The sequence below is a fragment of the Bradyrhizobium neotropicale genome (genome assembly GCF_001641695.1).
GTDB lineage: Bacteria > Pseudomonadota > Alphaproteobacteria > Rhizobiales > Xanthobacteraceae > Bradyrhizobium > Bradyrhizobium neotropicale.
On the sequence record NZ_LSEF01000113.1, the window covers coordinates 15,570 to 29,660 of the forward strand.

General features: G+C 63.1%; 18 protein-coding genes and 1 pseudogene. 17 read left to right on the top strand and 2 right to left on the bottom strand.

Features of this window, described 5'->3' with window-relative positions; translation table 11 throughout:
• The first annotated feature begins 26 nt into the window (after positions 1 to 26).
• The 12 genes from AXW67_RS36445 (at position 27) to AXW67_RS36490 (ending at position 7,931) form a co-directional block, all read left to right on the top strand.
• Positions 27 to 278, top strand: a complete 252-nt coding sequence (locus tag AXW67_RS36445) for a hypothetical protein (protein WP_063681788.1) — start codon at positions 27 to 29, stop codon at positions 276 to 278.
• A gap of 4 nt (positions 279 to 282) precedes the next feature.
• Entirely contained in the window at positions 283 to 477 is a 195-nt protein-coding gene (locus AXW67_RS45190) for a type II secretion system F family protein (RefSeq protein WP_145928110.1), read from the top strand.
• The gene (gene gspG, locus AXW67_RS36450) at positions 474 to 941 is read left to right on the top strand and encodes a type II secretion system major pseudopilin GspG (protein ID WP_063681789.1); all 468 of its coding nucleotides are present in this window, start codon (positions 474 to 476) and stop codon (positions 939 to 941) included. Before AXW67_RS45190 ends, gspG begins: the two co-directional genes overlap by 4 nt.
• Entirely contained in the window at positions 886 to 1,410 is a 525-nt protein-coding gene (locus AXW67_RS36455; RefSeq protein ID WP_082908160.1) for a prepilin-type N-terminal cleavage/methylation domain-containing protein, read from the top strand. Before gspG ends, AXW67_RS36455 begins: the two co-directional genes overlap by 56 nt.
• Complete coding sequence (locus AXW67_RS36460; RefSeq protein WP_035685193.1) at positions 1,388 to 1,783, top strand: prepilin-type N-terminal cleavage/methylation domain-containing protein; 396 nt, start codon at positions 1,388 to 1,390, stop codon at positions 1,781 to 1,783. Before AXW67_RS36455 ends, AXW67_RS36460 begins: the two co-directional genes overlap by 23 nt.
• 17 nt (positions 1,784 to 1,800) lie before the next feature.
• A complete protein-coding gene (locus AXW67_RS36465) occupies positions 1,801 to 2,484 on the top strand; it encodes a PulJ/GspJ family protein (protein ID WP_256380006.1) in 684 nt (227 codons plus the stop codon).
• A 2-nt stretch (positions 2,485 to 2,486) separates the two neighbouring features.
• Positions 2,487 to 3,410, top strand: coding sequence for a type II secretion system minor pseudopilin (locus AXW67_RS36470; RefSeq protein ID WP_063681791.1), 924 nt, complete (start codon positions 2,487 to 2,489; stop codon positions 3,408 to 3,410).
• A 183-nt stretch (positions 3,411 to 3,593) separates the two neighbouring features.
• A complete protein-coding gene (locus AXW67_RS42480; protein WP_145928111.1) occupies positions 3,594 to 4,397 on the top strand; it encodes a hypothetical protein in 804 nt (267 codons plus the stop codon).
• A 140-nt stretch (positions 4,398 to 4,537) separates the two neighbouring features.
• The gene (locus AXW67_RS42485) at positions 4,538 to 4,960 is read left to right on the top strand and encodes a hypothetical protein (RefSeq protein ID WP_145928112.1); all 423 of its coding nucleotides are present in this window, start codon (positions 4,538 to 4,540) and stop codon (positions 4,958 to 4,960) included.
• 353 nt (positions 4,961 to 5,313) lie between these two features.
• The gene (locus AXW67_RS36480; protein ID WP_063681792.1) at positions 5,314 to 6,492 is read left to right on the top strand and encodes a polysaccharide biosynthesis/export family protein; all 1,179 of its coding nucleotides are present in this window, start codon (positions 5,314 to 5,316) and stop codon (positions 6,490 to 6,492) included.
• Between the two features lie 237 nt (positions 6,493 to 6,729).
• Positions 6,730 to 7,077, top strand: coding sequence for a hypothetical protein (locus AXW67_RS44570; RefSeq protein ID WP_245315827.1), 348 nt, complete (start codon positions 6,730 to 6,732; stop codon positions 7,075 to 7,077).
• Positions 7,078 to 7,268: 191 nt separating this feature from the next.
• Entirely contained in the window at positions 7,269 to 7,931 is a 663-nt protein-coding gene (locus AXW67_RS36490; protein WP_245315828.1) for a lytic transglycosylase domain-containing protein, read from the top strand.
• 50 nt (positions 7,932 to 7,981) lie between these two features.
• On the opposite strand, the gene AXW67_RS45145 is transcribed toward AXW67_RS36490, so the two are convergent.
• Positions 7,982 to 8,179 carry a FecR/PupR family sigma factor regulator gene (locus AXW67_RS45145; RefSeq protein ID WP_027553012.1) on the bottom strand — a complete coding sequence of 66 codons (198 nt, stop codon included), beginning with the start codon at positions 8,177 to 8,179 and terminating at the stop codon, positions 7,982 to 7,984.
• Between the two features lie 16 nt (positions 8,180 to 8,195).
• A complete protein-coding gene (locus AXW67_RS36495) occupies positions 8,196 to 8,855 on the bottom strand; it encodes an RNA polymerase sigma factor (protein ID WP_063681794.1) in 660 nt (219 codons plus the stop codon).
• Positions 8,856 to 9,359: 504 nt separating this feature from the next.
• Here AXW67_RS36495 and AXW67_RS36500 point away from each other — a divergent pair.
• From AXW67_RS36500 to AXW67_RS36515, 5 genes and pseudogenes are all read left to right on the top strand, one after another.
• Positions 9,360 to 10,940: a ShlB/FhaC/HecB family hemolysin secretion/activation protein gene (locus AXW67_RS36500; protein WP_245315829.1), complete on the top strand. Its 1,581-nt coding sequence runs from the start codon at positions 9,360 to 9,362 to the stop codon at positions 10,938 to 10,940.
• A partial coding sequence (locus AXW67_RS44575) for a DUF2341 domain-containing protein (RefSeq protein WP_245315830.1) occupies positions 10,941 to 11,927 on the top strand: 987 nt, incomplete at its 3' end.
• Between the two features lies 1 nt (position 11,928).
• Positions 11,929 to 12,884, top strand: a pseudogene (locus AXW67_RS44580) (MotA/TolQ/ExbB proton channel family protein); the annotation flags it as partial.
• Positions 12,885 to 12,888: 4 nt separating this feature from the next.
• Entirely contained in the window at positions 12,889 to 13,293 is a 405-nt protein-coding gene (locus AXW67_RS36510; RefSeq protein ID WP_027553015.1) for an ExbD/TolR family protein, read from the top strand.
• Positions 13,294 to 13,305: 12 nt separating this feature from the next.
• The gene (locus tag AXW67_RS36515; protein WP_063681796.1) at positions 13,306 to 14,031 is read left to right on the top strand and encodes an energy transducer TonB family protein; all 726 of its coding nucleotides are present in this window, start codon (positions 13,306 to 13,308) and stop codon (positions 14,029 to 14,031) included.
• The last annotated feature ends 60 nt before the right edge of the window (positions 14,032 to 14,091 follow it).

Genomic DNA, 14,091 nt, shown 5'->3' on the forward strand with positions numbered 1-14,091 from the left:
CACCAGAGTGACTGCGGTAGACGTTCATGGCCTCCCCGAATGCGCACGAATTCGCAGCTCGGTTCAGCCAGGACGCCGGCCGGAAAGCGGACGCGGACAAGCGCGGCAGGCTGAATGGGTCGGGCCCCGCCGAAGGCGGCCTACACGAGCTGTGGGAGATGAACGAATTTTCGGCGAGCGGATTCGACGAAGAAGTGGCGATGTTCTTCGAGCTTCCGCATGTCACGCTTCTGGAGATGATGGCGGCGGAGGTCCTGCGCGTGACGATCGTGCGGTGACGAGATGCCGAACTTCCGCTATCGCGCACCGACGCAAAAGGGAAAGATGGTTTCCGGATCAATCACGGCAGCCAATCTAGCCGAGGCCAGGCGGCAATCTCCTCCTCATCGGCGTCGTCGGCGGATCGATCGTTTCCGTCAAGACTGCGCGGCTGTCGGTAACTCGAGTTGTGGGATAAACAGGGGAGGGTGCATATGATCGGCTTTTCGCGGAGGGGCCTGTTCGCTCCACCCAGGCGTCGGCCTCGTCGTGGGGAGGAAGGCTTTACGCTGGTCGAGATGCTGGTCGTCATCACCATCATCGGCATGATCATGGCGTTGGTCGGGCCTCGAGTGCTGAACTATCTCAGCGAGTCCCGTGTGAAGGCGGCCAAGATCCAGATCCAGAGTTTCAGCAGCGCGCTCGATCTGTTCTACCTCGATGCCGGCCGCTTTCCGACGAGTTCGGAGGGACTGGGTGCGCTCGCGCACCCAGTGAGCGGTGTAGCGTCCTGGAATGGGCCCTATGTGAAGGGCGGCAACGTTCCCAACGATCCATGGGGCAATCCTTATGTCTACAAGCAGCCGGCGGAGAAGGATCCTTACGAAATTCGATCGCTTGGTTCAGATGGTCAGGAAGGTGGGACGGGAACCGCTGGCGATATCACGTCGTCGACGAAGTAGCCTCGACAGCGGAGAAGCGGGTTTCACTCTACTGGAGATGGTTTGTGTCCTTGGGATCATGGCGCTGCTCGTTGCGATCTCGCTTCCGCGCATCCCAGTGGCGACGTCGCGGCCGAAGCTGGAGGCTTATGCGATCCAGATCGCCACATTGCTCAAGGCCGACCGCAATGCGGCGATGGGGCGCCGGCTGTCGCTCGGCGCCGTGGTCGATGCGCCTGGACGAACCGTCCGGGCCGGTTCGAGTGCGGGATTCGTCAAGGTGCCGGACGACGTCGTGTTCGATGCGCTCCTGCCGCAGCGCTGCAATGGGCGGGAGGTGCCTTCGACCATCACGTTCCTTCCGAGCGGGATGTCTTGCGGCGGAGCCATACGGCTGACGCGGTTCGGCAGCGGGTTCGACGTGCGGGTGAACTGGTTGACGGGAGGAGTGGACATTGTCGCGCAGGATGCCGTCCAGGCGGAGCAGTGAAGCCGGCTTCACGATGATCGAGGCGGTGGTTGCGCTGGCGCTGCTGTCCATCGTGCTCGCGGCAATCGGTTCGCTCGTGGCCCGTAACGTGCGCGGCGCGCAGCAGCTCGAGCAACATACGGCATTGATGCAGACGGCGCGTCTGATCGCATCCCGCCTTCCGCAGGAAGGTCAACCGCTTCCGACTGAACTCGCGGGTAGGGAAGCCGGCTATCGCTGGCAGATGCGGATATCGCCGTTCGTGGATGCAGACACGGCGATTCCGGACTCTCCGTTCGTTCCGCGACGGGTCGAGTTGCGCGTCCAATCGCCAACCGGGGCGATCGTGTCGCTCGAGACCGTGCGCCTGCAATACCGGGACGCGCGCCAATGAGGTCGTCGCTTGTTCGGATGTGGCGGTCGAATGCGGGCTTCACGATGTTCGAGGCCCTCGTCGCGCTGGCGCTGATGGGGCTGGTTCTCGGCGTGTTGGCAAGCGTGACAGGGGGGTGGTTGCCACCCTGGAATCGTGGTCTGCTCCAGACCCAGCGCAACGAGCAGGTCACGATCGCGCTCGATCGCCTGGCGGCGGATGTGTCCGCAGCCGAATTTGTGACGCCGAACCGGGCCAGCACTGCCGCGTTGTTCCGTGGTGATGAATCGTCGATCGTCTTCGTGCGCTCGGCGCTTGGCCCCAACAACCGACCGGGCTTGGAGATTGTGCGAATTGCCGAGACGACCGATCGCACCGGGCGGGTGCTGGTGCGGGCCCGAGCCCCTTTCGTCTTGCTCCCGACCGGGGATCCTGCGGTTGATCCAATACCGTTCAGGGATCCCGTCGTGTTGCTGCGCGCGCCGCTTCGTATCACCTTCGCCTACGCCGGCCCTCGTGGTGACTGGTTCGGCAATTGGCCCGCCTGGGCGGGCCTGCCGACGACGGTGCGTTTCGACCTTCATGACGCCGAAGGAAGGATCGTGCTTTCGACCGCGACGCGTGTCCGCGCCAACACAGCAGCACCTCAGTCCGAGGCGGTCGATGATGTTCGCCCTGGCGACAGTCAGGCGGCGAACAACAACGGGACCGGGGTCAGGTGACCATGGATCCTTCAAAGATCTGCTCCAGGACGACCGAGCGCGGCTTCATCGTGGTGGCGACGCTGTGGCTGCTCGCCGCCCTGGCCGGGTTGATCCTGGTGGGGGCGGTGTACATGACGCAATCGGCCATCGCGCTCAGCGCTTTCGATGCGGCTACGCAGCTTCAAATGATATCGACGGGGGGCGTCGAGCTGGCTGCCTACCAGCTGTCCGGTGTCGCACCGGAGGAACGCCCATCTCGGGGCAGCTTCACGTTTCGACTTGCGAACGCAAGGGTAGCGGTCGAATACCAGTCGGAGGCCGCGCGCATCAATCTGAATATGGCGCCTCGATCCGTTATCGCGGGCCTGTTCACGGCCCTCGGCGTCGGGTCCGATGCGGCGCGCCAGCTTGCCGATCGGGCGGTGGCGTGGCGGAATGCGCCAAGACCAAATTTACAAGACGAAGAGGACTCTCTCTACGTCGCTGCCGGCTTGAAGTACCTGCCGCGCCACGCAGCCTTCAACAATATCGACGAGCTATCGCTCGTTGTGGGAATGCCCGCGGCGCTGGTGGAGCGCGCGCGGCCGTACCTGACATTGTACAGCGGTATAGCGGGGATCAATGTCCTGGAGGCCGCTCCGGAAGTCCTTGCCGCACTTCCCGGCATGACCTCCGCGCAGGTTGATGCATTCCTCAATCAGCGTGACTCGTTGCCTTCGAAGGATCCGGAGTTCGTCCTGGGTATTCTCGGCGGCAGGGTGTCTGGTGCCACGGTGGCCGCAAGCAGTGCCTACCGCATTCGCATGCGTATCATCCTTCCCGACGGCCGGGACAGCAGGTCGGAAGGGGTCATCATGCTTCCCGATCGGGGCACGAAGAGTGCCTACCGGGTGTTCACATGGCGAGACGAGATAGACCCTTCGGCGGGCGGGGTGCAAAGATGAGCATCGTCAGTGAAATTACGGCGGCGTTGTCGTTGTGGATCGATGCGGTTGCCGGTGTCGTGTCGCATCCGTGTGCCGCTTGATTGGATCGCAATGTTAGCGCTATAATGATAGTGTCACAATTTCGAGAGATGCGAACGTTATTGCTCGCCCCCAGTGTACACCTTGGGGAAAGGCGTGGAAATGCGCGCTCTTGCCTTGCTGATGAGTTCGGTGCTGATCGGTAACGCCGAGGCGCTGGCGACGAACGCGCCGCTAACGATCAATACGCAAATCGTCGATCCGAGCGGTAGTGATTTGTTCGCGCCGAAGCCGGTTGCGGCGGCGCCGGTTGCTGCTCCTCCGCGAGCGCCGGAGCCTAGCGCGGCTGCGACTACGATTACGACTGCGCCGCCGGTTGAGCACATCACGAGCGGCAATCCGCTATGGGAGATTCCTCTGGCGCGTTTGACTGCTTCGCGCGATCAGCCGTTGTTTGCGCCGTCGCGGCGTCCAGCGCCGCCGCTGGAGACGATCCGACCTGCGCTGGCGCCGGTCGGTCCGCCACCCAAGCCGCCAGAACCTGAGAAGTCTCAGCTTACCTTGCTTGGCACAGTTGCAGGATCGCGCGAACGGATCGGCCTGTTCATCGATTCCGTGAGCAAGGAAGTCCTGCGTCTGAAAGCAGGCGAGAACCATCAGGGATGGACGCTGCGCAATGTGCGCCCACGTCAGGTCGAATTGGCGAAGGGGCTGGATAATACCATCCTCGATTTGGCGCCCCCCGATCTCACGCCAGGGCCATCTGCACCAGTGCTTGCCGGGACGGCAGCGCCGATGCCCATTCCGGCAACGGCGGCGCGAGGCGCATCGTCGCCACCAGCGGCCCTTGTCAATGCATTCAAGCCTACAGGCTCGCTTCAAACGTTGACGAGTACTGGGGTCCAACGTGCATTGCAGCCGCCCCAGCCACCTGGAAGTGCAGGCATGCAGCAGCGGCCGCACTAGGTGAGCCACATCGCATCGCTGGGCGATACGTCGGCGGGAGAGGCCGGGTAGATCGGTCGCGGAATGCGCGGCTTTCGTCATCGTCGAAGACGACGATATTGCAATGAGCGGACGTACCGTGCTCGAACCAAGTCCGGGCCGTGATGTTCGTGCCATGTAATGACCGCTTTTCGTCCAACATAACGATCGCTTTTCATCTTAAATCTGAATTCTTTTTTAGGATTGGTCACAGCAACGATAAGAAACATTCTTACAAGAATGGCAAACAGGCGTCGCTCGGCAGGCAGTGGGCTGCTGCATTGCGCGAGAGTTGGAATTCGAGCCTGTGTTTTTTTGTTTTGGGGGTTGGAATGCGCGCGACAAATGCGATTGATCTGACTTGTCTCAACTCCGCGCCCCAAGCGTCAAACGAGAACGTGTACGATCTGGGTTTGAAGCAGGACGAAAGCAGTCGGCTCCGCCGCATTGAGAACCTCAAGCACGAGAATGCGCTCCTGATGCGCATGGTCGCGGAAACCCAGATCGAAGTCGCACGCCTGCGCAAGTTGCTGTCCGCGATCTGACGACCGACGCTCTTTGACGTAGGCGTGTTGGCGGCCCGCACGATCCGCTGCGATAATTAGCAGGCAAGCGGGCAGACTGATCCGATCAGGCCAGTGCGCGCAAATAGGTGGGCCCAGCGCCTACCTCGTTGCTTCGCTACGACCGTGAAGGTTTCCTCCTCCCAGTCTATTTGAGGGGCCCCACACAGACCCTCCGAGCATTGTTGCGGGTCTTGTTTTCGCAGTCGCTGTACGGATGGCGTCTATGAAGCAGGAACCGCAAACTGATCCGCCGTTGGTTTGCGGAAAGCGTGCCGGCGTGTACAGCGCCGTGCAGGCTTGGCGAAGGTACGTCAGCTGAGTACGAAACGGTCATGCGATTGAGAAACCACCTGGCGATCGCATGCTGTCTGGCCTGGTCCACGCTGCTCGGCGGCTGCGGATTCATTTCGATGTCCGGACCGGCAAGTATTGACGTCAAAGCCGAGAATACGACAGTGCTGCCTTTCGCTGTCGTCAAGCTCACTCCCGATATCGTGCGTCAGCTCGAGAGGTTCGAGCCCAGCGGAATGCCGGGAGCTCTTGCAGACAGCCGTCCCCCGTCAAGTATTCGCTTCGGCATTGGCGATATCGTCAGCGTCACGATCTTCGAAGCGTCCGCGGGCGGATTGTATGTGCCGCTCGAGGCAGGTGTCCGGCCGGGCAATTTCGTGAGCCTGCCCGATCAGGCTGTCGATAACGATGGAAATATCACCGTGCCCTATGCCGGCAGGATACGCGCGGCGGGGCGCACCAACGTGCAGATTCAGGACGACATTCTGGCGCAGATCAAGAAGCGTGCGATCGATCCGCAGGTCGTTGTCACATCGAGCCAGCAGCGGTCGTCGCTCGTCAGCGTGTTTGGCGAAGTCAGGACGCCGGTGCGCTTCCCCATGCCTGCGGCGGGGGCGCAGGATCGGATCACCGACGCGATCACGCGCGCCGGCGGTATCAGCGGTGCCGGCTGGGAGACCTGGGTGGTGCTCGAGCGCGGCGGCAAGCGTGCCACGCTGCCGTTCGGAAATCTCGTCTATTTCCCAGCGAGTAACGTCTTCGTGCAGCCAGGTGATCGCATCTATCTCTACCGCGAGCCCATGAAATTCATCGCGTTTGGCGCGACGGGCCAACAGGGCGAGTTCAACTTCGACGCCTGGCGGATCAACCTCACCCAGGCGGTAGCGAAGGCGGGCGGGCTGCTCGATCTGCAGGCCGACCCGGCTTCGGTCTTTCTCTATCGTCGCGAGCCGCGCGATGTGGCAAGGCAACTGGGGGTCGATTGCTCGAAATATGAAGGCGAGACTGTCCCGATTGTCTTCAACGTCAATTTCCAGGACCCGGCGGGTTACTTTGTCGCCACCAAGATGCAAATGCGTCCGTTCGACGTAATTTATGCCGCGAACGCTCCGCAGGTCGACATCACCAAGGTCCTGAACTTCATCAACGCCGCCGTCGTGACCGCCGACAACGGGGTAACTCTCGTCAATGATGTCAAGGTAGTACGAAGCAAGCTCTAAGTGTGAACCGTTCCGAGGCCCTGGCAGGCTCGAGGGCGAGCGTTTCATTTCCCAAATCGGGACGCGCCGGATTCGACGAATTATGATAGTGGTCGAATCTCATACCGTATCGGTTGGTCGGCAATGTTATCGTCCCGCTGGTCAACAAGCGCTGTCGGAGGCCTCACATTGGGTGACGCTCTGTCGAGATTTGGACTTTCCCATCGTGGTGGCTTGGGAGCCTGTCTCATTGTGATGATGGCGGTCCCGGTGATGGCCCAGGCTCCCGTCCCGGCCAATCCGCCGCCTGGGCCGCGCGCGGGCACGATCATCGGCGGCGGAGCGACCGGCCCCGCGATTCAACGTTGCGTCGATGTCCAGATCGGAGGCGATAGCGCGTTCGGCTGTCTGAACGAGAAGCTTCGGCGTGAAGTGGATAAGGTCAATCCGACGCTCAACCTGCCGCCGATCGATGCGCGCTCACCCGACGTGCGCGTGGGCAACGCAAACGAGGCGGCTGTCCGCCAGCAATATGGCTCCAACTACGGTCGCTCGGCCGTTCCCTATCGCCCGCCGGCCATTTCCAACGTGCTGCCGCATCGCTGATGTCGAGATCCTCTCCGCAGATAAAGACCATTCGGGCTGCGCGCCGATTGTGGCCGTCGGCCGCATTGTGCCTGCTCCTCATCCTGAACGGCGAGGTGAGGCCGCAAGACGATGAAGACTGCCAAACGACCGGCATTGGCAGCGCCACCGCTTCGCCGGCGGATTTGGACGATAGCGCGCCCGAGCCCCTGGTGCTTGAGCCGTTCGCTCCGAAGCCGCTCACAGCCGCCGATCTTCCACCCGCAAATCCGCTTCTCGGGAACTACACTTTCCGGACGAGCGCCATGTTCGGCCGCGACTGGCGTGCCGGCCGCGCGCAGTACCGGCAACTCATCGAGCGTGAATCGCTTGCGTTTGGCTTGCCGCCGGCGCTCGTCGATGCCGTGATGGCGGTCGAGAGCAGATACAATTCGGCCGTGGTCGGCATGGACGGCGAGGTCGGACTGATGCAGGTGATGCTGCCGACGGCGCGGATGATGGGTTTCGCCGGTACGCCGTCGGAGCTGGCTTCGCCCGAGGTCAACGTACACTATGGCGTGCAGTATCTGGCTGGCGCCTGGCGCCGCGCCAACGGAGATCTCTGCACGGCGACGATGAAATATCGCGCCGGTCACGGCGAGACCCGGTTTTCCTACCTGTCGGTCGAATATTGCACGCGCGTCCGTGCGCACTTGGCGGCCAACGGCGTTGCCGTCACCGGCTCCGTTCCGCAACCGACCTTCGGAAGGTCGTTGGCCGCCGGCGGCGGAGTCCGCGGCCGCATCCGGCCCGCAGGCAGTACGGTCAACTTCGCAGAACTCAATACGCGCTTGCGCAGCGTCGCCCAGCGAAAGTCGCCGTCCGACCTACGCTGATCCGATCTGGGCTGAGAAGGACCTGCGGCCTGTAAACCAGGCGCGCCGTATCATGCGCGCTTCTTGCCGCCCGTTGGACGCCTGCGCCGAACGGCCGGTGCCGGGCTGCTGGTCGCCAACGCCTGGCCAATGGCGCGCCAGCATCTTACGGCATCGCGGAAGGCGTGCTCGTGGGCGGAGCTCCTGCCGCGCCAATCCATCAGTTGTTCGGCATCCGCGATCGTTGCCTCACCCGACTTGAGCCGCATGATCCATGACAGGGCTTCACGGATTAACGGATCTAAGTGATCGACCTGATGGCTTCGCTTCGTCACGATCCAGCGCTTTCCCGCAGACGCCGGTCACGAGCGGATGCTCCCGATCGACATATCTCTGTACGTAAGACGACGCGGGACGCCGATAAGCGAATTTGACGCGGGTGGGGCGTTTGAGACGATCGGCGCAATGCTCGACCGCCTGCTTGAGATCGGTTTCGACCGTACGGACGGTGACGCCGAGCAGCGCGGCGATCTCGCGGTTCGGCATGCCGTCGATGCGCGAGAGCATCAGCACACGCCGCCGGCGCTCGGGGAGCTCGGCGATGGCGTGCCGCAGCAGGTGGATATCCGAGCGGTCCTCGATCACGCGGGCGGCGTCGGGCCGGTCGTCGGGAATCTCGAGCAGGCTGTCGACCTCGTCGGCGGTGAGGCGGCGCTTCTCGGCGCGGCGGCGGTCGCTGGCGATGTTGAGCGCAATCCGAAACAGATAGGCCTTCGGGCTGCGCACCGGTCCGATCTCCCGAATGCTTTCGAGACGAAGATAGGTCTCGTTGAGCGCCTCGGAAGCGAGGTCCGGCGAACCCAGGCGCCGCGTCAGCCGCCGATCGAAATCGACATACTCGGCGAGCAGCAGGCTGCGCAAGCTGGTGATGTTATCGTTGGTCATGTACGCCCCACTTCACTCAGTCCCAAATTGCGCGGGACCGTAGTGAGGCCGCACAACGATAATGTGACGAACTGTTAGTGAATAACAGAGTCGAAATGATAGTCATGTTATGTTGCGCAAAATCATCACAGCGTCGATCGACGCGTGTAGCAGGTGGCTGCGAAATTTTTTTCGCAAGCGTCCGACGCACGACGTCTACCGGATAAGGCCAGGCAGGCCGGCTCGTTCCGGCCGGTTCGGGCTGTCCGAAGAACGCCGCGGTCACGCGTGAGCTGGCCGCAATGCGAGCATGATATCGAGGCTTAGGTGAATTCGCGTGGTCTGTATGAGAGGAGCGCGCGCCGCCATGTGCCGCTTCGGTTGCGCGCCGCGCGGAGAGGCCGGTTCGTCGCCGCATGCGCTTCGCAACTCACCGTCTGCGGTCTGCTGATCTGTGCGATATGCGCAAGACCGGCGGCGGCGAAATCCGAGGCGGATGCCACGAAGCCTGCTGCCGCGAAGCCCGTGGCTGCTGTGCCAGCCAAGGGCGCCGCGGATTCCGCCAAGCCGGCGGCCCCGGAAGCGCATTTCGACATCGACGAATTTCGCGTCGAGGGAGCGGACAATCTGCCGCAGATCGAGATCGAGGCTGCGGTCTATCCGTTTCTTGGTCCGAAGAAGAGCGCACAGGACGTCGAGAAGGCGCGTGCCGCGGTGGAGAAGGCCTATCACGACAAGGGTCTTCAGACCGTGAGCGTGGCGGTCCCGCAGCAGGACGCGCAGCGCGGCTTCGTCGTGCTCAAGGTGACCGAAAATCGGGTCGGACGCTTGCGCGTGAAGGGCTCACGCTATTTCGATCTCAAGAACATCAAGGACAATGCTCCATCGCTGAAGGAAGGAGTATTGCCCAATTTCCAAGACGTCACGAAAGATATCGTCGCGCTCAATCGCTGGTCGGACCGGCGTATCACGCCGGCGCTGCGGGCAGGCATCGCTCCCGGAACGGTCGATGTGGACCTCAACGTCGAGGATACCTATCCGCTGCATGGCAGCGTCGAACTCAACAACAAGCAGAGCCCGAGCACCACGCCGCTGCGTACCAGCGTCTCGATGCATTACGACAATCTTTGGCAGCTCGGCCACTCCATGACCTGGACCTATCAGGTCGCGCCGATGAATCCAAAGGACGCGATGGTCATCTCCGGCTCGTATCTCGCGCGCACGGAGATCGATTGGCTCAGCGTTCTCGTTTATGGCCTGGTCTCGGACAGCTCGGTCGCGACGGTCGGGGGAGCGAACGTCGTGGGCCCCGGTCAGGTCGTCGGTGGACGCGCTGTCCTGACGCTGCCGGCCAAGGGTGAACTGTTCCAGACGCTGTCGCTCGGCGTCGATTACAAGGACTTCAAGCAAACACTCCAGCTCGGCTCCGATGCGTTCGGCTCGCCCGTGACCTATGTTCCGCTGGTCGGCTCCTATGGTGCGACCTGGCAGGGCGAGGGTCGGCTCACGCAGCTGAATGCTACGGTCACCACCGGTCTGCGCGGCATCGGCTCCAGCCGCGACGAGTTCGACGCCAAGCGCTTCGACGCGACCGCGAGCTTCATCACGCTGCACGCCGACATCTCGCACACCCAGGATTTTGCCGGCGGCTTCCAGCTCTACGCCAAACTCCAGGGGCAGGCTGCGGACCAGCCGCTGGTGTCCAGCGAGCAGTTCAGCCTCGGTGGGCAGGACACCGTGCGCGGCTATCTCGAATCCGAGGTGCTCGGTGATTACGGCGTCGCCGGCACGCTGGAGCTGAGGACGCCAAATCTCGCACGATATCTCGAGCAGAAGCTGCCCAATCCACTCGGCGAGTCCATCAAGTACAACGCTTTCGACGACATGCGCTTCTTCACGTTCGTCGATGGCGGCAATGCCAGGATCTTCCAGCCGCTCCCGGATCAACAGTCGCATTTCGACCTCGCGAGCTACGGCGTCGGCCTGCGCATGAAGACGCTTCGCTACCTCAACAGCATCGTGTTCGTCGGCATGCCGCTGACGAGCCAACAGGTCACCGTCGCCAATCATCCACGGTTCAGCTTTCGGGTCTGGGGAGAATTCTAGATGTCGCTCCTTCGCTTTGGATCACGTCCCGGATTTCGCCTGAGCGCGCCGGTGATGCTTGCTCTGATCTTCCTTGCGGCGCTGTGGCCGAGTTCGGCGTCGGCGTGGTGGAACGATCAGTGGACGCTGCGTAAGAAGATCACCATCGACACCGGCCCGTCGGGCGCCGGCATCAGCGATGCGATCGGCCCGACGCCGGTCCTGGTTCGTCTCCATGTCGGAAATTTCCGCTTTGGCGCGGCTAAGGAGGACGGCGGCGATCTCCGCTTCATCGCCGGCGACGACAAGACCCCGCTCAAGCATCATGTCGAGAAATACGACGCGCTGCTCGGCGAAGCGCTGGTCTGGGTCGGCGTTCCCGATCTGAAGCCGGGCGCCAAGAACGATATCTGGCTCTATTATGGAAACCAGAAGGCGCCGACTGCGGCCGACGCCAAGGGGACGTACGATCCCGACACATTGCTGGTCTATCATTTCAACGATCGCTCGACGCCGGCGCAGGACATCACGGCCTGGGCGAACTCCGCGCAGAACGCAGTGCCGGGAGCGGATGGGGCGATCATCGGCCAGGGTGCGCGCCTGGAGGGCCAGACCGCGCTCATGCTTCCCGGCTCGCCCTCGCTGGCGGTCGCCGAGAACGGCGAGCTCACCTGGTCGCTCTGGGTCAAGATGACCGCGTTGCAGCCTGGTGCCGTGCTGTTCGCACGCACCGAAGGTGCGAACGGACTGACGGTCGGATTGGACAACGGCGTGGCCTTCGTGGAAGTCACGAACGGCGGCAACTTGCAGCGTAGCTCCGGTGGCGCCGCGATTGCGGCGGGGTCCTGGCATCAGATCGCCTTCACGGCCAAGGATGCCCAGATCACGATTTTCGTCGACGGCAACCAGTCTGCGACGCTCGCTGCGGGCCTGCCCACCATGACGGGCGCGGCGCAGCTCGGCCATGTCGCGTCTGTGGCGGCACCGGCAGCAGATGCAGCCGCGCCCNCCGCCGCTGATGCGGCGCAGGCATCGCCGCCCGCAGCCGCACCGGCCGGCGCGGCTGCCGGCTTTGTTGGTGATATCGACGAGTTTCAGATCGCCAAGGTTGCGCGCGCGCCCGGCTTCATCAAGCTCGGCGCGATCGGGCAGGGCCCCGACCAAGCCAAATTGATCACGTTCAGTGTCGACGAGGAAAACGCGGGCTGGTTCAGCGGCGGTTATTTCGGCGTGATCCTTCGCTCGGTGACGCTCGATGGCTGGGTCGTCATCGGCCTGCTCGCGATCATGGCGTTCATCAGCTGGTACGTCATGGTCGATCGCGTCTCTTATCTGAACCGGGTCGCGGCCGGCAATACGATCTTCCTTAAGCATTTCCGCGAGACGTCGACCGACATCGGCGGTCTGCTTCAGCTCGACAGCCAGGAGAACGATCCGAGCTTTGGTGGCGAGCTCGGCAAAAAGCAGCGCAAGGCGGTGCATGCCGCGCCCCTCTATCACCTGTTCGCGGCCGGCGCGCAGGAAATCCGGCGTCGCTTCGCGGGTGGCGGTTATCGCCGATTGTCACCGCAGGCGATCCAGTCGATCCGCGCCGTGCTCGACAGCGGCTTCGTGCGGGAGAACCAGCGCCTCAACCGTCTGATGGTGATGCTGACCATTGCGATCTCCGGCGGTCCGTTTCTCGGTCTCCTCGGTACCGTCGTCGGCGTCATGATCACCTTCGCGGCGATCGCCGCCAGCGGCGACGTCAACGTCAACGCGATTGCGCCCGGCATCGCGGCTGCGCTGGTCGCCACCGTCGCCGGCCTCGGCGTCGCGATCCCCTCGCTGTTTGCCTACAACTACCTGACGATCCGCATCAAGGACGTGAGCAGCGAGATGCAGGTCTTCGTCGACGAGTTCATCACGCGGATCGCGGAGTCCTACGAGCTTCCTGACGAGCCGGTGAAGCAGGCGGCGGAGTGAACCGATGCAAGTCCAGTCCGAAAGCAAGCCGTACGACGACATCAACATCACGCCGATGCTCGATCTCGCTTACGTGCTGCTGGTGATCTTCATCATCATGACCACGGCGACCGTGCAAGGCATGAAGGTGAACCTGCCGAAGGCGAGCGCGGCGCCGAGCCTTGCGCAGCAGACCACCAAGGCGATCACGGTCGCCAATGACGGAAAGCTGTTCCTCGATACGATTCCCGTGACGCTGGCCGAGCTCGAGCAGCGCCTGGTGCAGCAACGCGCGCTGACGCCGGAGTTTCCGATCGTCGTGCGCGGCGACAGCCAGACCCCGTACCAGAACGTCGTCGACGTGCTCGATCTGCTCGGCCGCCTGAACTTCACACAGGTCGGCATGGCGACCAAGCCCGTAGCGCGGTGAACCTGACTGCACATGACGCCGATGGATCAGCGCAGCAACACCGACGAGAGCGAAGGAGCTGCCTGGTGGCGCTATCTGCTGCTGGGTGGCGGCGGTCTGTTGGTCGTCGTGCTCCTGGTCGGCGGCATCATGGTCCTGATGAGCGGCGACAAGAACCCGCCGCGCAAGGTGAACGAGCTGCAGGTCACGATGATCATGCCGCCGCCGCCACCTCCGCCTCCGCCGCCGCCTCCACCGGAACAGCAGCCCGAGCAGAAGATGGTCGAGCAGACGCCGGTCAAGCAGGAGATGATCGAGGAGAAGCCGGTGGACGTCCCCAAGGACGCGCCGCCGGATGCGCCCGACAGTCCGATGGACAGCCCGCCATCGCTCGAAGCCAACACGACCGGGCCGGGCACCTTGAAGGGCGGCAAGGGAGGCTTGATCGGTGGCGGTGGCGGTGGAGGCGGCGGCGGCGGCAAATGGGGCTGGTACGCCAGCATCGTGCAGGCGCAGATCGAGGCTGCCCTGCGCTCGAACGAGAAGACGCGCCACGCAGTGATGCGGGTCAGGGTCCGGTTGTGGCCGGACGCCAGCGGCCGGGTCAGCCGCGTGCAGCTGGTGTCCTCGACCGGTAACAGCGAGCTCGACGCGGTGATCCGCGATCAGATCCTCAGCGGCATGACGTTACGCGAACCGCCGCCCAGGGAAATGCCGATGCCGATCGTGATGCAGGTCACGGCGCGCAGTCCGGGTTGAGGCGACGGCGGGACGGCGACAGCCGTCCGCGTAAATGAGTGAGAGAGACTGGAAGAAGGG